This window comes from Pseudomonas sp. NCIMB 10586, from assembly GCF_023127895.1.
GTDB classification, from domain to species: domain Bacteria; phylum Pseudomonadota; class Gammaproteobacteria; order Pseudomonadales; family Pseudomonadaceae; genus Aquipseudomonas; species Aquipseudomonas synxantha_A.
Map to the genome: position 1 here is coordinate 1 of NZ_SPKQ01000007.1, position 24,341 is coordinate 24,341.

The 24,341-nt window shown below is 59.7% G+C and carries 22 protein-coding genes; 19 read left to right on the forward strand and 3 right to left on the reverse strand.

The features are described from left to right. Positions 1-141 precede the first annotated feature (141 nt). Positions 142-1,362 carry a CaiB/BaiF CoA-transferase family protein gene (locus tag E4P01_RS02105; protein WP_032878530.1) on the reverse strand — a complete coding sequence of 407 codons (1,221 nt, stop codon included), beginning with the start codon at positions 1,360-1,362 and terminating at the stop codon, positions 142-144. Between the two features lie 13 nt (positions 1,363-1,375). After that, positions 1,376-2,557: an acyl-CoA dehydrogenase gene (locus tag E4P01_RS02110; protein WP_005783512.1), complete on the reverse strand. Its 1,182-nt coding sequence runs from the start codon at positions 2,555-2,557 to the stop codon at positions 1,376-1,378. Positions 2,558-2,713: 156 nt separating this feature from the next. On the opposite strand from E4P01_RS02110, the gene E4P01_RS02115 reads away from it, so the two are divergent. From E4P01_RS02115 to E4P01_RS02205, 19 genes are all read left to right on the forward strand, one after another. Beyond that, positions 2,714-3,613 carry a LysR family transcriptional regulator gene (locus tag E4P01_RS02115; RefSeq protein ID WP_005783510.1) on the forward strand — a complete coding sequence of 300 codons (900 nt, stop codon included), beginning with the start codon at positions 2,714-2,716 and terminating at the stop codon, positions 3,611-3,613. A gap of 452 nt (positions 3,614-4,065) precedes the next feature. Beyond that, entirely contained in the window at positions 4,066-5,187 is a 1,122-nt protein-coding gene (locus E4P01_RS02120; RefSeq protein ID WP_005783509.1) for a Re/Si-specific NAD(P)(+) transhydrogenase subunit alpha, read from the forward strand. A gap of 15 nt (positions 5,188-5,202) precedes the next feature. Then, on the forward strand, positions 5,203-5,526 hold the full coding sequence (locus E4P01_RS02125) for an NAD(P) transhydrogenase subunit alpha (protein ID WP_005783507.1): 324 nt from the start codon (positions 5,203-5,205) through the stop codon (positions 5,524-5,526). Further along, complete coding sequence (locus E4P01_RS02130; RefSeq protein ID WP_005783504.1) at positions 5,526-6,962, forward strand: NAD(P)(+) transhydrogenase (Re/Si-specific) subunit beta; 1,437 nt, start codon at positions 5,526-5,528, stop codon at positions 6,960-6,962. Before E4P01_RS02125 ends, E4P01_RS02130 begins: the two co-directional genes overlap by 1 nt. Before the next feature lie 179 nt (positions 6,963-7,141). Then, the gene (locus E4P01_RS02135) at positions 7,142-8,635 is read left to right on the forward strand and encodes an acetyl-CoA hydrolase/transferase family protein (protein ID WP_122732785.1); all 1,494 of its coding nucleotides are present in this window, start codon (positions 7,142-7,144) and stop codon (positions 8,633-8,635) included. Positions 8,636-8,953: 318 nt separating this feature from the next. Continuing rightward, a complete protein-coding gene (locus tag E4P01_RS02140) occupies positions 8,954-9,169 on the forward strand; it encodes a DUF1127 domain-containing protein (protein ID WP_005783500.1) in 216 nt (71 codons plus the stop codon). A gap of 328 nt (positions 9,170-9,497) precedes the next feature. Then, complete coding sequence (locus E4P01_RS02145) at positions 9,498-9,818, forward strand: DUF2388 domain-containing protein (RefSeq protein ID WP_032878532.1); 321 nt, start codon at positions 9,498-9,500, stop codon at positions 9,816-9,818. Between the two features lie 105 nt (positions 9,819-9,923). Then, positions 9,924-10,232: a DUF2388 domain-containing protein gene (locus E4P01_RS02150; protein ID WP_032878533.1), complete on the forward strand. Its 309-nt coding sequence runs from the start codon at positions 9,924-9,926 to the stop codon at positions 10,230-10,232. Between the two features lie 26 nt (positions 10,233-10,258). Continuing rightward, entirely contained in the window at positions 10,259-10,579 is a 321-nt protein-coding gene (locus tag E4P01_RS02155; RefSeq protein ID WP_005783494.1) for a DUF2388 domain-containing protein, read from the forward strand. Continuing rightward, complete coding sequence (locus E4P01_RS02160; protein WP_216090529.1) at positions 10,576-12,537, forward strand: DUF4105 domain-containing protein; 1,962 nt, start codon at positions 10,576-10,578, stop codon at positions 12,535-12,537. The genes E4P01_RS02155 and E4P01_RS02160 overlap by 4 nt, the downstream gene beginning before the upstream one ends. A 367-nt stretch (positions 12,538-12,904) precedes the next feature. Further along, positions 12,905-14,212 carry a CitMHS family transporter gene (locus E4P01_RS02165; RefSeq protein WP_003187405.1) on the forward strand — a complete coding sequence of 436 codons (1,308 nt, stop codon included), beginning with the start codon at positions 12,905-12,907 and terminating at the stop codon, positions 14,210-14,212. 64 nt (positions 14,213-14,276) lie between these two features. Then, on the forward strand, positions 14,277-15,044 hold the full coding sequence (locus tag E4P01_RS02170; RefSeq protein WP_005783489.1) for a TerC family protein: 768 nt from the start codon (positions 14,277-14,279) through the stop codon (positions 15,042-15,044). Positions 15,045-15,256: 212 nt separating this feature from the next. After that, positions 15,257-16,915, forward strand: a complete 1,659-nt coding sequence (locus E4P01_RS02175) for a Na/Pi cotransporter family protein (protein WP_005783487.1) — start codon at positions 15,257-15,259, stop codon at positions 16,913-16,915. Positions 16,916-16,973: 58 nt separating this feature from the next. After that, the gene (locus E4P01_RS02180; protein ID WP_078822730.1) at positions 16,974-18,359 is read left to right on the forward strand and encodes a pitrilysin family protein; all 1,386 of its coding nucleotides are present in this window, start codon (positions 16,974-16,976) and stop codon (positions 18,357-18,359) included. A gap of 69 nt (positions 18,360-18,428) precedes the next feature. Beyond that, complete coding sequence (locus E4P01_RS02185) at positions 18,429-19,460, forward strand: DUF5924 family protein (protein WP_005783485.1); 1,032 nt, start codon at positions 18,429-18,431, stop codon at positions 19,458-19,460. Positions 19,461-19,514: 54 nt separating this feature from the next. Further along, positions 19,515-20,663: an ABC transporter permease gene (locus E4P01_RS02190; protein WP_216090528.1), complete on the forward strand. Its 1,149-nt coding sequence runs from the start codon at positions 19,515-19,517 to the stop codon at positions 20,661-20,663. Continuing rightward, a complete protein-coding gene (locus tag E4P01_RS02195) occupies positions 20,660-21,463 on the forward strand; it encodes an ATP-binding cassette domain-containing protein (protein ID WP_014716351.1) in 804 nt (267 codons plus the stop codon). Before E4P01_RS02190 ends, E4P01_RS02195 begins: the two co-directional genes overlap by 4 nt. 1 nt (position 21,464) lies before the next feature. Then, on the forward strand, positions 21,465-22,403 hold the full coding sequence (locus tag E4P01_RS02200; protein WP_005783479.1) for an MlaD family protein: 939 nt from the start codon (positions 21,465-21,467) through the stop codon (positions 22,401-22,403). Then, complete coding sequence (locus E4P01_RS02205) at positions 22,400-23,011, forward strand: ABC-type transport auxiliary lipoprotein family protein (protein ID WP_216090527.1); 612 nt, start codon at positions 22,400-22,402, stop codon at positions 23,009-23,011. The genes E4P01_RS02200 and E4P01_RS02205 overlap by 4 nt, the downstream gene beginning before the upstream one ends. 92 nt (positions 23,012-23,103) lie before the next feature. On the opposite strand, the gene E4P01_RS02210 is transcribed toward E4P01_RS02205, so the two are convergent. Next, a complete protein-coding gene (locus E4P01_RS02210; RefSeq protein WP_005783476.1) occupies positions 23,104-24,333 on the reverse strand; it encodes a spore maturation protein in 1,230 nt (409 codons plus the stop codon). Between the last annotated feature and the right edge of the window lie 8 nt (positions 24,334-24,341).

The following is a 24,341-nucleotide window of genomic DNA, read 5'->3' on the forward strand; positions in this document are numbered from 1 at the left end:
CCGGAAGTGGGGCGAATTATAGGCTTCCAGAATCTGCCGTCAACTCTTAATTCTGCTTTTCTATCAATTAGTTAGAATTGATTAAAAAACCACCACCACTTATAGGAACGCCATGAGTGCCCTCTATATAGAAGGAATCATTCAGACGATGCCCGCCTCCTTCAACGCAGCCACATTAGCTGCCCCTAACCCCAAAATCCCCTGCAGCACCTGAAGCGTGTGCTCCCCCAGGAGAGGTGGTGCATTTCGATATTCCACTGGCGTCTTGGACAAGCGTATCGGGCTGGCAACCTGAGGCACCATCCCCGCCAGCGCATGGGGAAGCTCCATCGCCAGGCCGCGCGCCTGGACCTGAGGATCGGAAAAAACTTGCGCCAGATCATTGATCGGTCCACACGGCACGCCCACTCGCTCCAATTGCGACACCCACTCAGCCGTTGTCTTGAAGACAGTCGCCTGGCGGATCAACGGAATCAGCGCAGCACGGTTGGCCACTCGCGCCTGGTTAGTGGCGAAACGCGGGTCATCCCCCCATTGCGGCTGCCCAGCAACTTCAGCGAACTTGCGGAACTGGCCGTCATTACCCACCGTCAGGATGAAATCACCATCAGCCGTAGGAAAGTCCTGATACGGCACGATGTTCGGATGCGCATTGCCCAGGCGTTTTGGCGAGACTCCGGTGGTCAGGTAATTCATCGCCTGATTAGCCAGGCAAGCCACCTGCACATCCAGCAGCGCCATATCGATATGTTGCCCACCGCCATCATGATCGCGGTGAGCCAACGCTGCCAGGATCGCGACGGTCGAATAGAGTCCCGTGAGAATATCGGTCAATGCCACACCGACTTTCACCGGCCCTGCGCCCTCATCACCTTCAGGCCGGCCGGTCAGGCTCATCAACCCACCCAGCCCTTGAATCATGAAGTCGTAGCCGGCACGCGCGGCATAAGGCCCCGTCTGCCCAAAGCCCGTGATCGAGCAGTAGATCAACTCAGGATTTATCTCCTTGAGCGACTCGTAATCCAGCCCATAAGCCGCCAGACCACCCACTTTGAAGTTCTCGATCAGGATGTCTGACTTGGCCGCCAGATCACGCACCAGTTTCTGCCCTTCAGGCTTAGTGAAGTCGATGGTCACCGATTCTTTATTTCGGTTGGCGGACAGATAGTACGCCGCCTCACTGGTATTTTCGCCGTATGCGTCCTTGAGGAAGGGCGGCCCCCAGGCGCGCGTGTCATCACCGCTGCCTGGCCTTTCGACCTTGATCACCTCGGCCCCAAGGTCCGCAAGAATCTGCCCGGACCAAGGGCCCGCCAGTACACGCGATAAATCCAGTACCCGCAGGTGGGAAAGCGCGCCCATGTCCGTGCTCCTATTAATAGAACGCCTGAAGACCGGTCTGTGCGCGCCCAAGAATCAAGGCATGCACGTCGTGGGTTCCCTCATAGGTATTGACCACTTCGAGGTTGACCAGGTGCCGCGCCACCCCGAATTCGTCGGAGATGCCGTTGCCGCCCAACATATCGCGGGCCATGCGGGCGATGTCCAGGGACTTGCCACACGAGTTACGCTTCATGATCGATGTAATCTCGACCGCTGCGGTCCCCTCGTCTTTCATCCGCCCCAGACGCAGGCAACCTTGCAGAGCCAAGGTGATCTCGGTCTGCATATCGGCCAGCTTCTTCTGGATCAACTGCGTTGCAGCCAATGGCCGACCAAACTGCTGACGATCCAGGGTGTACTGGCGCGCGGTATGCCAGCAGAACTCAGCAGCCCCCAACGCCCCCCAGGAGATACCGTAGCGCGCCGAATTCAGGCAAGTAAAAGGCCCCTTCAAGCCACGCACATCCGGAAAAATGTTCTCGTCCGGCACAAACACGTTATCCATGACAATTTCGCCGGTAATGGACGCTCGCAAGCCGACCTTGCCGTGAATCGCCGGGGCGCTAAGGCCCTTCCAACCTTTTTCCAGGACGAAACCACGGATATCGCCTGCATCATCTTTGCCCCACACCACAAACACGTCGGCTATCGGGCTGTTGGTGATCCACATCTTCGCGCCGGTCAGGCTGTAGCCGCCATCTACCTTTCGCGCACGGGTAATCATCGCGCCCGGATCAGAACCATGGTTGGGTTCGGTGAGCCCGAAACAGCCAATCCATTCGCCGGACGCCAATTTCGGCAGGTATTTTTGTTTTTGCGCCTCGGTGCCGAACTCATTGATCGGCACCATGACCAGTGACGACTGAACACTCATCATCGAACGATAGCCGGAGTCGACACGCTCCACCTCACGCGCAATCAGCCCGTAGCTGACGTAGTTCAAGCCGCTGCCACCGTACTGCTCGGGAATCATCGCCCCCAGCAAACCGGTTTCTCCCATCTCACGGAAGATAGCGGGATCAGTCTTTTCATGACGGAAGGCTTCGAGCACGCGAGGGGCCAGCTTGTCCTGAGCAAACTGCTCGGCACTGTCACGCACCATGCGCTCCTCTTCGGTGAGCTGTTGATCCAGCAGCAGTGGATCGATCCAGTTGAAGCTTGCCTTGCCAGCCATGAATAAGTCCTCGCGGATAAAAACGGAAGTCGTGATTCAGACTAGGCCGGCCACGCGCAGAGGGCAAACGAGGTTTCTGCATAGGGTTGTGCTAATTTCTCACTCCGTAACACTCGAAAAGCCCATAAATGCGCCTTATCTGTGAGGGCAACGTACATGCGCAGAAAAATCCCTAGCACCACCGCGCTTATCAGCTTCGAAGCGGCAGCCCGTCACGAAAGCTTCACCAAGGCGGCACAGGAGCTTTCCATCACCCAAGGCGCCATCTGTCGACAGATCGCCAGCCTTGAGGAGTTTTTAAGTGTCGAACTGTTTCGCCGCTCGCGTCGCGGGGTGAAGCTGACAGAGGCAGGCCTCTCTTACAGCCGCAGAGTTGCTACACAGCTGGACGCCGTAGAGCGCGACACCCTCTCGGTCATGGGTCAGCAGGGCACCAACGCCATCGAGTTGGCGGTGGTACCGACCTTCGGCACGCAATGGCTGATTCCACGCCTCAAGGACTTTCAGGACCGGCACCCGGAGGTGACCGTGAATCTGACCAATCGGACACGCCCGTTCCTGTTCGCCGACACCGCGTTCGACGCCGCGATCTACTTCGGCGATGCCGATTGGTCCGGCACAGAGTCACACCGGCTGATGGGAGAAAACCCTGTCCCGGTGTGCAGTCCACACTTACTTGGAGGCCGCGCGCACTTAACTCCTCAAGAGATCGCCGAATTACCGCTGCTACAGCAGACAACACGCCCCTATGCCTGGCGTCAGTGGTTCAACGCGCAACAGCTGAGTCTGCCTCGCGACATGACAGGCCCTCGATACGAGCTATTCTCGATGTTGTCCCAAGCGGCTATGCATGACATGGGCATCGCACTGATACCTCCCTTCCTCATCCAGCGCGAGCTGAAGGAGCAGCGACTGGTGATTGCGAGCACCGAAACGCTAAGCAGCGAAAAGGCGTACTACCTCATGATTCCCGATAAAAAAGTCGAATCGGCCTCCCTACACGCATTCAAGGACTGGCTGATTGAACAATCAAAGCGCTACAACCCCGGCATTTAAAGGATAAAGCCGCCTTGTTGACCCTGTAGTCAGGTTAATTTGAATCCTACAGATATACGTATATGTCGCATTTAGACAGTCTGTACCGGTTGAGCAAAAACAAGGCTCAAAGCCATGATCTACAGGGCTTGTAGCGACTAATACCAGCCTATAAGCGACCATTCACATCGGCGATTGGAAAACATCGAGTAAATGCCCTTGAGCCTTTAAAGACTTGTATTTAAAGAGGTTATTCAAGGCGGTTGCGACAATCAGTCACAGGGTGACTTGTAGTTAATTTTTCGTCACCCGTCATAATCTCTTGAAGGCCGTAAAGTTCGCCTGCAAAATGCCGCGCCCCGCTGTCATTTCAGCGGGATCGTGCTGATCGGTCGCCCCAGTTGCGCCACTCGCGGTGCACTGGCCTTTTTACAAAAAGATCAAAAGCAAAAAGATCATGCAGGAGATTTGACGTGCACATTGGTGTTCCTCTCGAAACCCAGACCGGTGAAACGCGGGTGGCTGCCACCCCGGAAACCATCAAGAAGCTGATCGGCCAGGGCCATAAGGTCACTGTACAAAGCGGTGCAGGCATCAACGCCAGCATCGTCGACAGTGCTTATGAAACGGCAGGCGCAACCATTGGCAGTGCCAGCGATGCGTTCGGCGCCGAGCTGATCCTCAAGGTGGTTGCCCCCAGCGACAGCGAACTGGCGCTGATCAAAAGCGGCACCGTATTGGTGGGCATGCTCAATCCGTTCAGCAACGAAACCATCGCCAAGCTTGCCGAATGCGGCATCACCGCCTTCGCCCTCGAAGCCGCGCCACGCACTTCACGGGCCCAAAGCCTCGACGTGCTGTCTTCGCAAGCCAATATCGCCGGTTACAAGGCTGTGTTGCTGGCCGCTCATCACTACCCGCGCTTCATGCCGATGCTGATGACCGCCGCCGGCACTGTGAAAGCTGCGCGCGTGTTGATCCTCGGCGCCGGTGTCGCGGGCCTGCAAGCTATCGCCACGGCAAAACGCCTGGGCGCGGTCATCGAAGCGTCCGACGTCCGTCCGGCGGTAAAAGAGCAAATCGAATCCCTGGGCGCCAAGTTCGTCGACGTGCCCTACGAAACCGATGAAGAGCGTGAATGCGCCGTCGGTGTCGGCGGCTACGCGCGCCCGATGCCCACCAGCTGGATGCAGCGCCAGGCCCTGGCCGTGCACGAACGCGCGAAGCAGGCCGACATCGTCATCACCACCGCACTGATTCCAGGCCGCAAGGCACCTACCCTGCTTAGCGCCGATACCGTCGCGCAGATGAAACCCGGCTCGGTGGTCATCGACCTCGCCGCAGCTCAGGGCGGCAACTGCCCGTTGACCGTCGCTGACCAAGTCGTGGTGGAAAACGGTGTGATCATCTGCGGCCCGACCAACCTGGCAGGCGCTGTCGCCGCAGATGCCTCGGCCTTGTACGCGCGCAACCTGCTGGACTTCCTGAAGCTGGTCTTCACCAAGGAAGGGCAGTTTGAAATCAACCTCGAAGACGACATCGTCGCCGCGTGCCTGATGTGCCGCGACGGCCAAGTCATCCGCAAAAACGCCTAAGCAGGGATTCAGACGATGGAAGAGCTTATCTCCCCCGGTATCTACAACCTGATCATCTTTGTGCTGGCGATTTATGTCGGTTACCACGTGGTCTGGAACGTTACCCCCGCGCTGCATACGCCATTAATGGCAGTGACAAACGCGATTTCCGCGATCGTGATCGTGGGCGCCATGCTGGCCGCCGCCCTCACCGTGACGCCGTTGGGCAAGACGATGGGCACCCTGGCGGTAGCCTTGGCTGCGGTTAACGTGTTCGGCGGTTTCCTGGTTACGCGTAGGATGCTTGAGATGTTCAAGAAGAAAGCGCCCAAAGCTGTGAAAGAAGAGGTGCAGAAGTAATGAGCATGAATCTGGTGACGACGCTCTACCTGATCGCGTCGATCTGCTTCATCCAGGCCCTCAAAGGCCTGTCGCACCCCACCACCTCCCGACGCGGCAACTTGTTCGGCATGCTCGGCATGGCACTGGCGGTGCTGACCACCGTAGGCCTGATCTATAAGCTCGGCGCGGAGCTGGCTACCGCCGGTATCGGCTACGTCATCGTCGGCCTGCTGGTCGGCGGCACGGCCGGCTCGATCATGGCCAAACGCGTAGAGATGACCAAGATGCCGGAGCTGGTGGCGTTCATGCATAGCATGATCGGCCTGGCAGCGGTGTTTATCGCGATTGCAGCGGTCGTCGAGCCGCAATCCTTGGGTATCGTCAAACACTTGGGCGATTCGATCCCGGCCGGTAACCGCCTGGAGCTGTTCCTCGGTGCCGCCATCGGTGCTATCACCTTCTCCGGCTCGGTGATCGCATTCGGCAAGCTGTCGGGTAAGTACAAGTTCCGCCTGTTCCAAGGCGCACCGGTACAGTTTGGTGGGCAACACAAGCTGAACCTTGTGCTCGGCTTGGCAACCCTGGGCCTGGGCCTGGCGTTCATGTTCACCGGCAACCTCACTGCGTTCGCGCTGATGCTGGCCCTGGCCTTCGTGCTGGGCGTGCTGATCATCATCCCGATCGGCGGCGCCGACATGCCGGTAGTGGTATCGATGCTCAACAGTTATTCCGGCTGGGCAGCGGCGGGCATTGGTTTCTCGCTGAACAACTCGATGCTGATCATCGCCGGCTCCCTGGTCGGCTCCAGCGGCGCGATCCTGTCTTACATCATGTGCAAGGCGATGAACCGCTCCTTCTTTAATGTACTGCTGGGCGGTTTCGGCAATACGCCAGACGCCGGTGCAGCAGCTGGCTCGAAAGAAGCTCGGCCGGTGAAGTCCGGCTCGGCCGACGACGCTACCTTCCTGCTGACCAACGCCGACACGGTCATCATCGTGCCGGGCTATGGCTTGGCTGTCGCACGGGCACAACACGCGCTTAAAGAGCTGACCGAGAAGCTCACCCATCGCGGCGTCACCGTGAAGTACGCGATCCACCCGGTGGCGGGCCGTATGCCTGGGCATATGAACGTGCTGCTGGCCGAGGCCGAAGTGCCTTACGACCAGGTGTTCGAGATGGAAGACATCAACTCTGAGTTCGGCCAGGCTGACGTGGTGCTGGTGTTGGGCGCCAACGATGTGGTCAACCCGGCGGCCAAGAACGATCCGAACTCACCGATTGCCGGTATGCCGATCCTCGAGGCGTTCAAGGCCAAGACCATCATCGTCAACAAGCGCTCGATGGCCAGCGGCTATGCAGGCCTGGATAACGAGTTGTTCTACCTGGACAAGACCATGATGGTCTTCGGTGATGCCAAGAAGGTCATCGAAGATATGGTCAAAGCCGTCGAATAACACTGCGCCAGCGCAATACCCGAAACCCTGGCCTCACGTAGGCTGGGGTTTTTTATTAGCGGATGAAACCCGACCAAAGGCTCTAAATCGCCACCTGGCATTCGACCATGGTAGCGGGCCGAAACTTTTTGAAATCACTACACTGCCCACCTTGCTTCCGTAGCCTGAGATAACAATTCATGTACCGTGATCGTATCCGCTTGCCTTCGTTGTTGAACAAGGTCATGAGCGCGGCAGACGCCGCTGCACTGATCGAGGACGGCATGACCGTCGGCATGAGCGGCTTCACCCGCGCCGGTGAAGCCAAGGCCGTCCCCCACGCCCTGGCCGAACGCGCCAAGACTTCGCCCCTCAAAATCACCCTGATGACCGGCGCCAGCCTGGGCAACGACCTGGACAAGCAACTGACTGAAGCTGGCGTACTGTCGCGACGCATGCCGTTTCAAGTCGACAGCACGCTACGCAAAGCGATCAATGCTGGCGAGGTGATGTTTATTGACCAGCACCTATCGGAAACCGTCGAGCAACTGCGCAACAACCAGCTCAAGTTGCCGGACATTGCGGTAATCGAAGCGGTCGCCATCACTGAACAAGGGCACATCGTGCCCACCACGTCCGTAGGCAACTCAGCCAGCTTCGCAATTTTCGCCAAGCACGTGATCGTCGAGATCAACCTCGCGCACAATCCGAACCTGGAAGGGCTACACGACATCTATATCCCGACCTACCGGCCGACGCGCACGCCTATCCCGCTGGTGAAGGTCGACGACCGCATTGGCAGCACTGCGATTCCGATCCCGCCAGAGAAAATCGTCGCTATCGTGGTCACTAACCAGGCCGACTCTGCCTCAACCGTGACGCCGCCCGACGATGACACTCAAGGCATCGCCAACCACCTGATCAACTTCCTCAAGCAGGAAGTTGACGCCGGACGCATGACCAACAAACTCGGCCCGCTGCAAGCCGGGATCGGCAACATTGCCAACGCCGTGATGTGTGGCTTGATCGATTCGCCCTTCGAAGATCTGACGATGTACTCGGAAGTGCTGCAGGATTCGACCTTCGACCTGATCGACGCCGGGAAGCTGAGCTTCGCATCCGGCAGCTCGATTACCTTGTCGGAGCGCCGCAATGCCGACGTTTTCGGCAACCTGGAGCACTACAAGGACAAGCTGGTACTGCGCCCACAGGAAATCTCCAACCATCCTGAAGTGGTGCGCCGCCTGGGCATCATCGGTATCAACACCGCGCTGGAGTTCGATATCTACGGCAACGTCAACTCCACCCACGTCTGCGGCACGCGGATGATGAATGGCATTGGCGGCTCCGGGGACTTCGCGCGCAACGCGCACCTGGCAATCTTTGTCACCAAATCGATTGCCAAGGGGGGCGCGATTTCCAGCGTGGTGCCGATGGTCAGCCATGTGGACCACACCGAACATGACGTGGACATCCTCGTCACCGAAGTGGGCTTGGCCGATCTGCGCGGCCTGGCACCGCGGGAGCGTGCGCGGGTGATCATCGACAACTGTGTGCATCCGGCCTACCGCGACGCGCTCAATACTTACTTCGAAGCCGCCTGCGCCATCGGTGGGCACACGCCGCATATCCTGCGCCAGGCACTGAGTTGGCACATCAACCTGGAAGAAACCGGGCATATGCTCAAGGCTTGATGAATACAGATCCGAGCTGATGCAACTACAGTTTCATCAGCTCGGCAGCCTAGCCAGTGTCTATGCAAAAAACTGTACTACTGTACCGCTCATTTCCTACTTAAATATCCCACAACTCATCTTGAAAACACCCATTTCGCACCTTTTGGGTGCGCACAGGTACAGTTGCCCCATTTCCGTACCGTACAGCCGTATTAAACAGTTAACTGGCCCCTCACAATACAGGTGAACTGTATCTAGAGAGTCTTGCGCCGGAGGAGGATCATTGGCATCAGTTAAACCACTACCTAATCCCGCCACAAGCGGAAGGATGTCATCATGGAACGTACACTCAGTTCCGAACTGTTCTTCGAAGAGAAAGCTGTAAACACCAACGCTTCCCTGCCTTTGCGCGTTCTCGCCAACCTGATGTTGTGGCAGCGCCGCATCTCCAGCCGCCACCAATTGGCTCGCCTGGATTCGCGTCTGCTGGCTGACGCCGGTATCAGCGAAGCTCAACGCTACGAAGAGCTGAGCAAGCCGTTCTGGCGCTAAGCAGCGCCCGCTGGCCCTGACCCACCGGGTCCACCGCCAGCACTCTGATTTGTTAAAGCAAAGCCCGCCCCGGGTAACCGGAGGCGGGCTTTGTTGTTTCTGCGAAAGGGCATTGAATCGGTAGGATTTCCACCTACAGGTACAGTTTTAATAAAATTATTATTAACCAGTACAGTTAAATTACAGGCTTCCTGTTGCACCGGTCCAAGCCTAATATCCACTCACCACGTGGCGAACCCTGTAGAGCGAGCGTCTGATGCTCAACAGTCCCAGTCCGTCTCACTGTGGCCGCGTCGCGCCACCTTATTTCGTCTACAGGAGTTACCCCATGTCCCGCCTTCGCCTGCTGTGCACCGCCGCTGTGCTGACCCTGGCCGCCAACGCTAACGCGAGCAGCTTCATCATGACCACCGACTCGATCGTTGGTGCCCTGAAAGCCACTTCCGACGCCACCTCCGATGCGACCTCCTCCCTGCGCGACAATAAGGTCGTACAGGCCGCCCGTGATGACGCAGCCAGCTTTGTCGCCAGCGAAGGCGCTATCCGTGGCGTGAAACTGGAAAGCGCCCTGGCCCACATCCGCCAGCAAGCGCCGCAACTGGCCATCGCTACCGATGCACAGCTGGCACAGGCAATCCTGGCGATCTGATCTGCGGCAACAGACGGGAGCGCCTGCCGCTCCCGAATGCCTCGGCGCTGGCCCTCGCCTGGTCATTGCGCTAGCCTTGGCGCTCGTTTTCAGTTGTCGAGTCCCATGGCTTTTTCATACCGCCTGTTGATTGTTCCCGTACTGTTTTGCGCCTGCTGGTCACCCTTGGCTTTGGCCATGGATGTGTCCACCCAGAGCACCGTTGTCAGCGTGTATGCCACCGGCAAGGTGACCTCTGCGCCGTTCGACAACAAGTTGGTGATGGCCGCTCAGGATGATGCTGCCGCTTTCATTGCCACTGACGGCCAATGGCGGGGCGCACGCCTGGAGTCCGCGCTGGATTATCTGCGCCACAGTCGGCCAAAACTTCATGCGAGCGACCTTGAACTGGCGCAAGCAATTCTCGTCCAATAGTTATCTTTGTATTTCGGAGTCACTCGATGCGTAGCCCGTTGATCGTCGCCGCCCTCGGCCTGCTGTTTTTGGTCGATGTCGCCCAGGCGCAAACCTTGAAGGCCACCAGCAACATCATCGTGCGTGCGTCGGCGCGCACCATTGATTTCACCTCAGACACCACCACGTCCATCCGCGACTCCAAAATCGTGCGCGAAGCCCACGACGACGCCGCCAGCTTCGTAGCCACGAATGGAGAGATCCGTGGTGCCCAGCTTGAAGCTGCGTTCGATACCCTTCGCACCCGCGTGCCAGAAGCCCGTGATGCCAGCGACCAGACCCTCGCCGAAGCTATCCTCGCTCTGTGAGGCGCATCAAAACCTGGCTCCTGGCCGGGGTTGTGCTGTTGTGTGCAAGTACAGCCCAGGCCAGCCTGCAACTGCGGCTCAAAACCGATGGTTTGAGCCCGGCCGAACAGCAGGCCAGCCAGGCATTGCTCGATGAAGCGCTGCGCGCCTTGCCGCCACGTTTTGTCGAGCAATTGGATCGGAGGATTGATGTCGGCTGGACCGACAAGATGCCTGAAAATGCCTATGGCCAGGCGTCCCTGGTGTCCGAGCTGGACCTTAATCAAAACCTGCTCGCCAGCCTGACCGACGGCAGCGCCGCCACCCTCAAAACCAATCGCCCCCACGGCACCGTGCGCCAGGAATTGCTCGCCACGGTGCTGCATGAACTGACCCACATCTATGACCGCGCACGCCTGTGGCCCAAAGACGAGCGCGCACTGATCCAGCGTTGCAGTCGCCAGAACAACATTACCGGCTTGATCGGCCTGCCCGATCAATGCCGTGGCCAGAACGACCGGCGCTTCACTCTCAGTGATGATCCCCGCCTGCTGGACCTCGCCGGCTGGCCACAATATGTCGGCCGCCGCGGCGAGCGTGAACAGCATAACAATCAGGTGGTGCGCAGCCCGGACATCTACGAAACCACCAGCCCGTTGGAGTTCGTGGCGGTCAACATGGAGTACTTCCTCCTCGACCCCAGCTACGCCTGCCGACGCCCCGCGCTGTTCCGCTATTACAAGGAACATTTCGGCTGGACGCCGCCCGAACAGCAACCCTGTGCCAAGACATACCCGTTCCTGAACGCCGGCAATGACTTCGCCAAGACGCCACTGGGGCAAATAGACCCGGAGCGGGTGTATGAAATCGACTACCTGCTCGCCGAAGCCAACCAGAATCTGGTGAGCCGCTGGGGCCATAGCATGCTGCGGCTGGTGATCTGCGCGCCAGGTCGCCCGCGTGGCCCTGACTGTCGGCTGGATCTGGACCGCCACCTGGTGCTGTCCTACCGCGCCTTCGTCGGTGACGTACAGCTGTCGAGCTGGGATGGCCTGGTGGGCAAGTACCCGTCGCGATTGTTCGTATTGCCGCTGGCCCAGGTCATCGATGAATACACCAAGACCGAATTACGAGGCCTGGCGTCGGTACCGCTGAAGCTCAACCGCCAGGAAATCAACGACACCGTCGAGCATGCGGCTGAAATGCACTGGAGCTATGACGGCAACTATTTCTTTATCTCCAACAACTGTGCGGTTGAAAGCCTGAAACTGTTACGCAGTGGCAGTGCCAACCCGCAATTGACCGGCCTGGACAACATCACCCCCAACGGTTTGCTGGAAGTCCTCAGCGCGCGCGGCCTGGCCGACACCAGCGTATTGAATGACAAGCGCGAGGCACTGCGCCTGGGGTATCACTTCGACTCATTCCGTGAGCGTTACCAGGCGATGTTCGATGTGCTGCGCAAGCGCCTGCCGATCAAGCAGACCCAGGTCGAAGACTGGCTGGCCCTGGATGCGCAAGCGCGCCGCCAGTGGTTCAGCCAGGCCGACCTGCGTACCAGCGCTGCATTGTTGTTGCTTGAACAAGCCAGCTATCGCAAGCAACTGATGCTCGCTCAGGACGAAGTCAAACAGCGCTATCTCAATGCCCGCGAGCTGAAAAATGGCGGCATGGAGAAAGCCAACAACACGCTGCAACAGATCCTCGCCAACAGTGGCTTTCTCAGTCGCCCGGCCGAGTTGCTCGACAGTGGCGGCTATGGCCTACCGCAACCTTCGGAAGCCAAGCGCCTGGAGTCGGAGAGCGCCGAACGTCAGAAGCAGTTGCAATCATTGACCGGCGAGCTGGATAAAGAGGTGAGGGCGCTGCTCGATCCGGCCCGCGCTGCCGAGATTGCGGCCTGTGAGGCCAACCTCAAGCAGTTGGGTGAGCATCTGCGTGCGCTGCATAAAGCGGCCGGCGGCCTCGAACTGCCCTAAAAACATAGCGGTACACAATCAAATTGTGGGAGGGGGCTTGCTCCCGATAGCGGTGTATCAGTCACTGGAAATATTGACTGAACTCCAGCTATCGGGAGCAAGCCCCCTCCCATATTTTTATCTGCATGAGCCTTAAAACCGTGTGTCACCAGTTTCTCCAGCGAAAGCTGGCTGAAAGCTTACCCGTCTAGGATCGCCCCAACTGCCGGCAACAGACCGGCTGTAAACAACAACAATGGTGATTCCCGATGTCCGCTCGTACCCGCCTGTTCGCACCCACTCCACCCGTACGCCTCGTGCCTTTCGTTCTGCGCTGACCCTCACCCGGTTCGCCATTCCCTAGCCGCGCTACGCCTGGAGTATTCCTATGCTGACTTTCCTTGGCTTTGCCATGGTCATCACGTTCATGTTCCTGATCATGACCAAGCGCCTGTCTGCGCTGATCGCCTTGATCATCGTGCCCATCCTGTTTGCACTGTTCGGCGGTTTCGCGCCGAAGATCGGCCCAATGATGCTTGAAGGCATCACCAAGCTCGCGCCAACTGGCGTGATGCTGATGTTCGCCATCCTCTACTTTGCCTTGATGATCGACTCCGGCCTGTTCGACCCGGCCGTGCGCAAGATCCTCAAGATGGTCAAGGGCGACCCGCTGAAAGTCTCGGTCGGCACTGCCGTGCTGGCTTTGGTGGTATCCCTGGACGGTGATGGCGCCACCACCTACATGATCTGCGTCGCCGCCATGCTGCCGCTGTACCAGCGCATAGGCATGAGCCCGCGGATCATGGCCGGTCTGATCATTCTCGCCGGCGGTGTAATGAACATGACACCCTGGGGTGGCCCGACGGCTCGTGCGGCCAGTGCGTTGCATGTTGATCCGTCCGACATCTTCGTACCGATGATTCCGGCCATGGCCGCTGGCGTCGTGGCGATCCTGGTAATTGCCTACATGTACGGCAAGCGTGAGCGCGCACGCCTGGGTGAACTGCACCTGCAGGGCGACGAGATCGACCACAGCGAAATCAGCGTGTCGCAATTCCCCGACGCCCGCCGCCCGAAACTGATCTGGTTCAACGGCGCCCTCACCCTGGCCCTGATGTGCACCCTGATTGCCGGCCTGTTGCCGCTGCCGGTGCTGTTTATGGTGGCGTTCAGTATCGCGATGATCGTCAACTACCCGTGCCTGCAACAGCAGAAAGACCGCGTCGCGGCCCACGCCGGCAGCGTCTTGGCGGTCGTCGGATTGATCTTCGCCGCCGGGATCTTCACAGGCATCCTGTCGGGCACCGGCATGGTCGACGCCATGTCAAAAAGCCTGCTGGCGGTCATCCCGGAAGCCATGGGCCCGTACCTGGCAGTGATCACTGCGCTGGTGAGCATGCCGTTCACCTTCTTCATGTCCAACGATGCGTTCTATTACGGCGTACTGCCAGTATTGGCCGAAGCGGCCAGTCACTACGGCATCACCGCGGTAGAAATGGCCCGTGCGTCGATCGTCGGGCAACCCGTGCACCTGCTCAGCCCGCTGGTACCTTCGACTTACTTGCTGGTGGCGCTGGCGGGTATTGAGTTCGGCGACCACCAACGCTTCACCTTGAAGTGGGCAGTGCTGGTATGCCTGTGCATAATGTTCGCCGCATTGCTGATGGGGATTTTTCCGCTGTTCAGCACTCTATAATCGTACTGACTCACCGCGCGGCGCTACAGCTTGCGCGGTTTAACACTTGCTCAAAGGAATACACATGGAATGGCTGACCAATCCGGAAATCTGGATTGCCTTCTTCACCCTGACGGCTCTCGAGATCGTCCTGGGCATCGATAACATCATCATGATTTCGATCCTGGTCAGCCGCATGCCCAAGCATATGCAGGCGCGCACCCGGATCTTCGGCCTGGCACTGGCCATGGTCACGCGCATCCTGTTGCTGCTGTCGATCACCTGGGTCATGCAACTGACCGCCGACCTGTTCGTGGTGTTTGGCCAGGGCATTTCCGGCCGTGACCTGATCCTGTTCTTCGGTGGCCTGTTCCTGCTGTGGAAAAGCTCCCAGGAGATGTACCACGCCCTGGAAGGGGAAGACGAAACCAACGACGAGCCCAAAGGCGCCGGTGGCAAGTTCATCTACACCATCATCCAGATCGCCATCATCGACATCGTGTTCTCCCTGGACTCGGTGATCACCGCCGTCGGCATGGTTTCCCATGTGCCGGTGATGGTAGCTGCAATCGTCGTGGCCGTACTGGTGATGATGCTGGCTGCCGGCACCATCAGCGAGTTCATCGACAAGCACCCGTCGCTGAAAATGCTGGCGCTGTCGTTCCTGCTGGTGGTGGGTACCGTGCTGATCGCCGAATCCTTCGACGTGCATGTGCCAAAAGGCTATGTCTACTTCGCCATGGCGTTCTCGCTGGCAGTGGAAGCGGTGAACATCAAGATGCGTACCGCCATCGCGAAAAAGAAGAAGCAGCAGGATCCAGTGAAACTGCGTAAAGACATTCCGGGTCAATAAACCTGACCCGCTGCTGAAATGGGGCGCTTGCGCCCCATTTTTTCGTCTGCCAAAAAGCTGATTTCATGACAGTTTTGTTTCAATCCCCACTTTAGCTATGCGATGCTGGCGCAGAGCCCATTCGCCAACTACAGCTTAAGTACAAGACGTAGAACGGCACGCGGTAACTTTCCTTCGCTCCTCTTGGAGCGCACCCACACGGGGGGCCGAGCATGCTGACCCTGCTCAATCTGCTTTCCGCCGTGACCCTGCTTATCTGGGGCACGCACATCGTCCGTACCGGCATCCTGCGGGTCTACGGCTCCAACTTGCGCCAAGTCATCGGGCAGAACATGTCCAAGCGCTGGCTGGCCTTTATCGCCGGGATCCTGGTGACCGCCATGGTGCAAAGCAGCAACGCCACGGCGATGCTGGTCACTTCCTTTGTCGGCCAGGGGTTGATGAGCCTTACACCGGCCTTGGCCACCATGCTTGGCGCCGACGTCGGTACCGCGCTGATGGCGCGGGTGCTGACCTTCGACTTGTCCTGGCTGTCGCCGCTGCTGATCTTCCTTGGGGTGATTTTCTTCCTGTCGCGCAAACAGACGCGGGCAGGGCAGTTGGGCCGGGTGGGGATCGGCCTTGGGCTGATCATCCTTGCGCTGCAATTGATCGTCGAGGCCGCCGGGCCCATCACCCATGCCCAAGGCGTCAAGGTGATCTTCGCCTCGCTGACCGGCGATATCTTGCTCGACGCCTTGGTCGGCGCGCTGTTCGCAATGATTTCCTACTCCAGCCTCGCCGCCGTGCTGCTTACGGCCACCCTTGCCGGCGCCGGCGTGATCGGTTTGCACGTGGCCATCGGCCTGGTGATCGGCGCGAATATCGGCAGCGGTGTGCTGGCATTTCTAAGCACCAGCATGCAAAACACCGCCGGCCGCCAAGTGGCCCTGGGCAGCCTGTTGTACAAACTGATCGGCCTGTTGCTGATCATTCCTGTGCTTGACCCGCTCGTGGGCTGGATGGACGGTCTGGACTACAGCGCCCAAGGCATGGTCATCACCTTTCACCTGCTCTATAACGTCACGCGCTGCTTGATTCTGCTGCCCACCATTGGCCCTATGGCGCGGCTGTGCGCCTGGCTGTTGCCCGAGCGCGAAGAAACCAATGGCAAGGCCAAACCACGCCACCTCGACCTGGCCGCGCTCACCACGCCGAGCCTGGCCTTAGCCAACGCCGCCCGCGAAACCCTGCGCCTGGGTGACCTGATCGACAATATGCTCACCTCGATGCAGGAGGTGCTGCGCGGTAATCAAACCGCAATCACCCAGCAAATGCGCAGCCTCAGCGATGATGTCGAGGCGCTCTACAGCGCGATCAAACTCTATCTGGCGCAAATGCCTCGTGAAGACCTGAGCGAACAAGACAACCGCCGCTGGGCGGAGATCATCGAGTTGTCGATCAACTTGAAATTGGCAGGTGACTTGATCGAACGCATGTTGCGCAAGGTCCAGCAGCAGAAAACCTCGCAGCGGCGGCAATTTTCCGAAGTGGGCCTGGAAGAACTCAGCGGTTTGCACAGCCAGCTGATCGCCAACCTGCGCCTGGGTCTGTCGGTGTTCCTCAGCGGCGACCCGGAGAGCGCTCGCCAATTGCTGCGTGAAAAGCGCCGCTTCCGCGCCCAGGAACGTCGCCTGGCTCACGCCCATGTCAGCCGCCTGCAGCGCAAAATCGTACAGAGCCTGGAAACCAGCTCCCTGCACCTGGAGCTGATCGCCGACATGAAACGCTTGAACTCGTTGTTTTGCAGCAGCGCTTATGTAGTCTTGGAAACGTCCGACACTGGCGCACTCTCCACCGAAGATATTGCCGACATCACCCATTCGCCCTGAACGTACGACGGCCAGTGAAGTCAGTTAACAATGGACCTCACTCGCCAGGAAGCTTGTTATGCGTCGCCTGTTACTCGCCTGCCTGCTTCTAGGATCGGCACACACCTTTGCCTTCGACCGTCAGCAAGTCGAGGGCTACACCTTGCCCAACGGCCTGCAGCTGCTGCTCAAACCGGGCACCGAACGCGGGCACGTGGCCATCCGCCTGGTGGTCGGCGTGGGCCTGGATGATTTCGGTTGCGAAGACAAAGAGCTTCCCCACCTGTTCGAACACCTGCTGTTCAGCGGCATCGACGGCGGTGGCGAAGGCGACCTCGAAGACCGCATGCAAGCGTTGGGCGGCGAATGGAACGCCTACACCAGCAACGCCGACACCACATTCGTCATCGAGGCCCCCGCGCACAACCAACGCAAGGTGCTGGACCTGCTGCTGGCAATCCTGACCCGCACGCAGTTGACCGATGCCAATATCAACGCCGCCAAGCAGGTGGTCGAGCGCGAAGACGGCGGCCATTATTCGCACCTGCAACGTTTGCTGGATCGCCAGGACCTGGGCCACAGCGCCAGCAACCAATTAGCCGTCGAGTTGGGGCTCAAATGCGCCGAACGCGCGCAGGTCGGCCACCTGACCCGCGATCAGTTGGAGAAACTGCGCAAAGCCTGGTACGCGCCCAACAACATGACCCTGATCGTCGTCGGCGATCTGGACAAGCTGCTGCCAGCCTACCTGGAACGCACCTACGGCCAGCTCGACCCGGTAGACCCGAGCGAGCATCGCCCGCTGCCGCAGATCCAGCACACCGCCGCCCGCCAGCGCGACCTGGTGCATGGCTGGGTCGGCGATGGCGCCAAACTGCACTGGCTGTTCCCCGAGCCGGTGCTGGACGACCAGCATGACGAAACCTACGACCTGCTCAAGGATTATCTCGATTGGGCGCTGTATCGACAGCTGCGTCTGAAGCATGGTTTGTCCTACGGTCCGTGGAGCGAACGCGAAGTGCTCGGCGGCGTAGGCTTCCTGAGCCTGAACGCCGACCTCGAACGGGAAAATCTCCCTGAAGCCGAGCAGGTCTTGCAAGACCTCAAGGCACAACTGCTCAAGGACGGCCTCGACCCGAAGGTGTTCACTCGCCTGCAGCAGGCTGCCATTGCTCGCCAAGCCTGGGCGGTACAGGGCAACAGTGCGTTGGCCGATTATTACTGGAGTGCCGCCGGCGACTACGCTGACGGCCGCTTCAGCGACCCGGTCAAGCGCATCAAGGCAGTGAGCCTTTCGCAAACCAACCAGGCGATGCGCGAGGTCTTCAAGCAACCGGGCTACTGGCGCATCGAAAAGCCGTTGTTGAGCTATGACGCCCTGACCTGGATAGGTGCGGGCGTTCTTGGGCTCATCGCCATAGTGTTGATTGGCGTTCGGCGTTATCGCCAACGGATCATGGAATGAAGCACCGAGCCCAGCGCTAAGACGTTATTCTGTCTGGGATTTTTTCCTACAAAGACTGCGAACCGCCGAATGCCAAACCTGACCCATCTAATCCAGCGCATCCTCGAACTGATTAAGCGCTACCCAGGGGTAATTGCACTCGGCGGTTTTATCTCGGGTGTGGGCAGCTTCATCCTGGTGGACCGCCAGCAAGGCATGGCCAGCTGGATCGCCGTCATCATGCTGGTCAGTTGGTTGTGGCTGATGCTGGAAAACAGCTTCACCCAACTGTTTGCCAAGCTCTTCAAGCGCGAGATCCCGGAACCGCTGCTGCGCTATGCCACGCAGATGATCCACCAGGAAAGCCTGTTCTTTGTCCTGCCCTTCTTTTTCGTCACCACTGCCTGGAACAGCGGCCAATCGCTGTTCACCGGCCTGCTCGGCGCGGCGGCACTGGTGTCGATCATCGACCCGCTGTACTACAAGTGGCTGGCGCCCAAGCGCTCGCTGTTCCTGGCCCTGCACACCCTGACCTTGTTTGCCGCATTGCTCACCGCGCTGCCGATTATCATGCACCTGACCACTGCCCAGAGTTACAAGCTGGCGCTGGGCGTGGCCATGGCGCTGTCGATCCCGAGCCTGGCGGTCAGCCTGCCGCTGCGCAGCCTCAAAGGCTGGGCGATGCTGCTGGGGGTCACGGCGGCGATCGGTTGCGCCGGCTGGTTCCTGCGCAGTTGGGTGCCGCCGGCCACCTTGTGGATGACCGAAGTCGCCATCAGCACCCAACTGCAGGATCGCACCCCGGGCGATGACCTCAAGGAGGTCACCGCCGACCAGTTGCGCAGCGGTGGCCTCTACGCCTACACCGCGATCAACGCCCCACGCGGGCTGGATGAGCGGATCTACCATGTGTGGAAATTCAACGGCAAGGAAGTCGACCGCATTGCTCTGGATATCCATGGTGGGCGCAAGGAGGGCTATCGCGCCTGGACGCACAAGCAGAATTTCCCGGGCGACGCAGCGGGGCGCTGGCAAGTGCAGGTCCTCACCGAGGACGGCCAAGTGATCGGCGTCTTGCGCTTCAAGGTGATCGACACAGCACAAGCGGACAACCCAAAGTAGGTCAGATCGTGCTATTACGTAGCCATTGTGGATAGCCAAACAAGCTCGGAGCTTATGACCACTCGCACGACCGCCGGCGCAGCCCATCTTGATACGTCCAGCACCCCGCCTTCGCTGCGGATTACCGGCGACTGGACGCTTGCCCACTACGCCAACCTGAAAAAGCTGTCGGACACACTCGACGGCCAATACGACGCCAGCGCCCGCATCGACCTTAACGGCCTCGGTGCGCTGGATACCGCCGGCGCGTCACTGCTGGTCGAGCTGCTGGGCCCCGACCGCATCCAGCACTGCGCCGAGCAGACCGATTGCAGCCTGTCGGCCGCCGACCGGGCGCTGCTCAAGACGGTCTACCGCTCCCTCAATGATTTTTGCGTCCCGCTCAAAGAGCCGGAAGAAAGCGCCGGCATCCAGGTGCTGGCCCGTATCGGCCGCGCGGTGGACACCGTCTGGCAAGACGCCAAGAAACTCCTGGGTTTTATTGGCCTGATCCTTGAGACCTTCGTCCGCGGGATGTTTCGACCCAAGCGCTGGCGCCTTACGCCGATGGTCGCCCATATCGAACAGACCGGTCTCGATGCCGCACCCATCGTGGCCCTCCTGACCTTTCTGGTGGGCGCGGTGGTGGCGTTTCTTGGCGCCACCGTGCTCAAGAGTTTTGGCGCAACGATTTTTACCGTGGACCTGGTGGCGTTCTCTTTCCTGCGCGAATTCGGCGTGCTGCTCACCGCGATCCTGATCGCCGGCCGTACCGCCAGTGCGTTCACCGCACAAATCGGCTCAATGAAGGCCAACGAAGAAATCGACGCTATCCGCACCCTGGGCCTGGACCCGATGGAGCTGCTGGTATTGCCGCGGGTTCTGGCGCTGCTGGTGGCGCTGCCGATGCTGACTTTCCTGGCGATGCTCTCGGGGATTGTCGGCGGTGGCGTGGTGTGTGCGGTGGCCCTGGATATTTCACCGGCGATGTTCCTCTCGCTGTTGCAATCGGACATTGGCGTGCAGCACTTTTTGGTGGGCATGGTGAAGGCGCCGATCTTCGCTTTCCTGATTGCGGCCATTGGTTGCCTGGAAGGCTTCAAGGTCAGCGGCAGCGCCGAATCAGTCGGCGCGCACACCACCTCCAGCGTGGTGCAATCGATTTTTGTGGTGATCGTGCTGGATGCGGTCGCCGCGATGTTCTTCATGGAGATGGGCTGGTGAGTCGTCTACACCGTGCGCCCACTGAGGCGGTGATTGAAGTGCGCGGCTTGTGCAACCGCTTTGGTAGCCAGAGCGTGCATGAAAACCTCGACCTGGATTTATACAAAGGCGAGATTCTGGCAGTGGTCGGCGGCTCCGGCAGCGGCAAGTCGGTGCTGCTGCGCAGCATCGTCGGCCTGCGTCGGCCCAGCGAAGGTGAGGTGCGGGTGTTCGGCAAGAATCTGCCCAGCCTGCCTGAGCACGAACGCTCGCTGGTGGAGCGGCGCTTTGGCGTGCTGTTCCAGAAGGGCGCGCTGTTTTCCTCGCTGACCGTTACCGAGAACGTTGCCCTGCCATTGATCGAACATGCCGGCCTCAGCCGCGCCGACGCCGAGCACTTGGCCGCAGTCAAGCTGGCCCTGGCCGGGCTACCCCTGTCGGCCGCCGACAAATACCCGGCTTCGTTGTCCGGCGGCATGATCAAGCGCGCGGCCCTGGCCCGTGCGCTGGCACTGGACCCGGACATTCTGTTTCTCGATGAACCCACCGCTGGCCTCGATCCGATTGGCGCAGCGCAGTTCGACCAACTGATCCTGACCCTGCGCGATGCGTTGGGCTTGAGCGTGTTCCTGGTCACCCACGACCTCGACACGCTGTACACCATCACCGACCGCGTGGCGGTGCTGGCGCAGAAGAAAGTGCTGGTGGCCGACGCCATCGATGTCGTCTCGGAAACGGACGACGCCTGGATTCACGAATATTTCCACGGCCCCCGGGGCCGCGCGGCATTGGATGCCGCTCAATCGCTCAACGAGGTATGACATGGAAACCCGAGCCCATCATGTGATGATCGGACTGTTCAGCGTAATTGTGGTGGTCGGCGCTATGCTCTTCGGCCTATGGCTGGCCAAATCCAGCGTCGACAGCGCCTTCCAGGATTACGAAGTGATCTTCAACGAAGCGGTCAGCGGCCTGTCCCAAGGCAGTGCGGTGCAGTACAGCGGGATCAAGGTAGGCGACGTCACCAGCCTGCGCCTGGACCCCAAAGACCCGCGTCGCGTCCTCGCCCGCATCCGCCTGGCCGGGCAGACGCCGATCAAGGAAGACACCCAGGCCAAGCTGGCGCTGACCGGCATCACCGGCACCTCGATCATCCAGCTCAGCGGCGGCACCCCGCAGAGCCCGGAACTCAAGGGCAAGAACGGCAACCTGCCGGAAATCATCGCCTCGCCATCGCCCATCGCTCGCCTGCTCAATAACAGCAACGACCTGATGACCAGCGTCAACCTGCTGCTGCACAACGCCAACCACATGTTCTCCCGGGAAAACGTCGAACGCTTGAGCAACACCCTGGATAACCTGCAACAAACCACCGGTGCCATCGCCGAGCAACGCGGCGACATCAAGGTGGTGATGCAGCAATTGATGCAGGTGAGCAAACAGGCGGGTGCCGCGCTGGAACAAACCACCGTGTTGATGCGCAGCGCCAATGGCCTGCTCAACGAGCAAGGCAAGCAAGCCTTCGGCAGCGCCGAGCAGGCGATGAAATCCCTGGAACAAAGCACCGCCACCATCAACAGCTTGCTGACCAACAACCAGGACTCGGTGAACAGCGGTATGCAGGGCCTCAACGAACTGGCGCCAGCGGTGCGTGAGCTGCGTGAAACCCTCGGTTCGCTGCGCGCCATCTCCCGTCGCCTGGAAGCCAACCCCAGCGGTTACCTGCTGGGCAGTGACAAGAACAAGGAGTTCACGCCATGAAGCGTGCTTACCTGATGATCGCCGCTGTGGCCCTGGCACTGCTCAGCGCCTGCTCGATCCTGCCCAAGCCTGACCCGTCAGACGTGTACCGCCTGGTGTCCACCCAACCAACCACCCAAGGCACGCCGGTGAGTTGGTCGCTGCGCGTAGCCAAACCCCAGACCAGCGAGTTTCTCGACAGTCCACGCATTGCCGTGGTGCCTGACGGCAACCTGATCAGCAGCTATGCGAACTCACGCTGGAGCGACCCGGCGCCGGTACTCTTACGCAACCGCCTGCTGGACGGCTTCCAACGCGATGGACGGGTAACGCTGCTGAGTACCGACGAGACCAACCTGCAAGCCGACTATGAGTTGGGCGGGCAGTTGCAAGCGTTTCAAAGTGAATACCGGGGTGACGCGGTGGAGGTGGTGATTCGCCTGGATGCGCGTTTGGTGCGCGGCAGCGATCAGCGGATTATCGCCAGCCGGCGGTTTGAGGTAAGGCAGCCGGTGGGTGATACCAAGGTGCCGGCGGTGGTGGCAGCCTTTGGAAAGGCGGGGGATCAGTTGAACAAGCAGGTGGTGGATTGGGTGGTGCAGCAAGGCAAGGCTTCCTCTAAACGCTGACAGCCTCATCGGGGGCAAGCCCCCTCCCACACTTGATCTGCGAATGCATTCAAAATGTGGGAGGGGGCTTGCCCCCGATAGCAATCTAAGGCTTAACCGAAGAACCAGTAGCACACCGCAATAGCCGCCACGACACCGGCAAACTCCGCCAGCAACGCACAACCGACGGCATGTCGAGCCCGCTGGATGCCCACCGAACCAAAGTACACCGCCAACACATAGAAGGTGGTCTCAGTACTGCCCTGTATTGTCGCCGCCACCAAGGCCGGGAAGCTGTCCACACCCTGGGTCTGCATGGTCTCGATCAGCATCGCCCGTGCCGCACTGCCGGAGAAAGGCTTGACCATCGCAGTCGGTAGCGCATCGACAAACCGTGTATCCATGCCCGTCCAGGCCACCACATGGCGAATCCCTTCCAGACCGAAGTCCAACGCGCCCGAGGCCCGCAACACGCCCACCGCACACAGCATCGCTACAAGGTAGGGCAACAGGTTCTTGGCCACGTCGAAGCCTTCCTTGGCCCCTTCGACGAAGGCCTCGTACACCTTGACCTTGCGCAACGCGCCGATCACCAGAAACAGCATAATCAGGCCAAACAACGTGAGGTTGCCCAGGATCGAGGATAAACCGGCCAGCGCCGTGGCCGAGAGTGTCGCCAGCAGCGCCATGAAGCCGCCCAGCACCAACGCGCCAGGAATCAGATAAGCCAGCACCACCGGGTCCCACAACCGCAGGCGTTGCATCACCGCCACCGACAGCAGGCCCACCAGGGTCGATGCGCTGGTGGCCAGCAGGATCGGCAGGAACACCAGCGTCGGATCGGCGGCGCCTTGCTGGGCGCGGTACATGAAGATGGTCACCGGCAACAGGGTCAGCGAGGACGCATTGAGCACCAGGAACAGGATCTGCGCGTTGCTCGCCGTGTTGGGGATGGGGTTGAGTTCCTGCAAGGCCTTCATGGCTTTCAGGCCGATGGGCGTGGCGGCGTTGTCCAGGCCCAAACCGTTGGCGGCGAAGTTGAGGGTGATCAGGCCGATGGCAGGGTGACCGGCAGGCACTTCCGGCATCAGCCTTCGAAACAACGGGCCGAGCGCCTTGGCCAGCCAATCGACGATCCCGGCTTTTTCAGCGATGCGCAAAAAGCCCAGCCACAAGGTCAGGGTGCCGAACAGCAGCACCATGACTTCCACCGACAATTTGGCCATGGCGAAAATGCTTTCGACCATCGCCGCAAAAATCCCGGCGTTACCGCCCACCAGCCATTGCGCCAGTGCTGACACCATTGCCACGACAAAGAAGCCAAGCCACAGGCCATTTAGCATCAGTTGAA

What these genes read in the sequence shown, in the direction of transcription:
- E4P01_RS02175 (WP_005783487.1), top strand. Translation starts at nt 15,257, where the DNA reads ATGCTGACCCTGCTCAATCTGCTTTCCGCCGTGACCCTGCTTATCTGG.
- E4P01_RS02130 (WP_005783504.1), top strand. Translation starts at nt 5,526, where the DNA reads ATGAGCATGAATCTGGTGACGACGCTCTACCTGATCGCGTCGATCTGC.
- E4P01_RS02180 (WP_078822730.1), top strand. Translation starts at nt 16,974, where the DNA reads ATGCGTCGCCTGTTACTCGCCTGCCTGCTTCTAGGATCGGCACACACC.
- E4P01_RS02185 (WP_005783485.1), top strand. Translation starts at nt 18,429, where the DNA reads ATGCCAAACCTGACCCATCTAATCCAGCGCATCCTCGAACTGATTAAG.
- E4P01_RS02200 (WP_005783479.1), top strand. Translation starts at nt 21,465, where the DNA reads ATGGAAACCCGAGCCCATCATGTGATGATCGGACTGTTCAGCGTAATT.
- E4P01_RS02135 (WP_122732785.1), top strand. Translation starts at nt 7,142, where the DNA reads ATGTACCGTGATCGTATCCGCTTGCCTTCGTTGTTGAACAAGGTCATG.
- E4P01_RS02170 (WP_005783489.1), top strand. Translation starts at nt 14,277, where the DNA reads ATGGAATGGCTGACCAATCCGGAAATCTGGATTGCCTTCTTCACCCTG.
- E4P01_RS02205 (WP_216090527.1), top strand. Translation starts at nt 22,400, where the DNA reads ATGAAGCGTGCTTACCTGATGATCGCCGCTGTGGCCCTGGCACTGCTC.
- E4P01_RS02210 (WP_005783476.1), bottom strand. Translation starts at nt 24,333, where the DNA reads ATGCTAAATGGCCTGTGGCTTGGCTTCTTTGTCGTGGCAATGGTGTCA.
- E4P01_RS02190 (WP_216090528.1), top strand. Translation starts at nt 19,515, where the DNA reads ATGACCACTCGCACGACCGCCGGCGCAGCCCATCTTGATACGTCCAGC.
- E4P01_RS02155 (WP_005783494.1), top strand. Translation starts at nt 10,259, where the DNA reads ATGCGTAGCCCGTTGATCGTCGCCGCCCTCGGCCTGCTGTTTTTGGTC.
- E4P01_RS02110 (WP_005783512.1), bottom strand. Translation starts at nt 2,557, where the DNA reads ATGGCTGGCAAGGCAAGCTTCAACTGGATCGATCCACTGCTGCTGGAT.
- E4P01_RS02150 (WP_032878533.1), top strand. Translation starts at nt 9,924, where the DNA reads ATGGCTTTTTCATACCGCCTGTTGATTGTTCCCGTACTGTTTTGCGCC.
- E4P01_RS02105 (WP_032878530.1), bottom strand. Translation starts at nt 1,362, where the DNA reads ATGGGCGCGCTTTCCCACCTGCGGGTACTGGATTTATCGCGTGTACTG.
- E4P01_RS02140 (WP_005783500.1), top strand. Translation starts at nt 8,954, where the DNA reads ATGGAACGTACACTCAGTTCCGAACTGTTCTTCGAAGAGAAAGCTGTA.
- E4P01_RS02145 (WP_032878532.1), top strand. Translation starts at nt 9,498, where the DNA reads ATGTCCCGCCTTCGCCTGCTGTGCACCGCCGCTGTGCTGACCCTGGCC.
- E4P01_RS02115 (WP_005783510.1), top strand. Translation starts at nt 2,714, where the DNA reads ATGCGCAGAAAAATCCCTAGCACCACCGCGCTTATCAGCTTCGAAGCG.
- E4P01_RS02125 (WP_005783507.1), top strand. Translation starts at nt 5,203, where the DNA reads ATGGAAGAGCTTATCTCCCCCGGTATCTACAACCTGATCATCTTTGTG.
- E4P01_RS02165 (WP_003187405.1), top strand. Translation starts at nt 12,905, where the DNA reads ATGCTGACTTTCCTTGGCTTTGCCATGGTCATCACGTTCATGTTCCTG.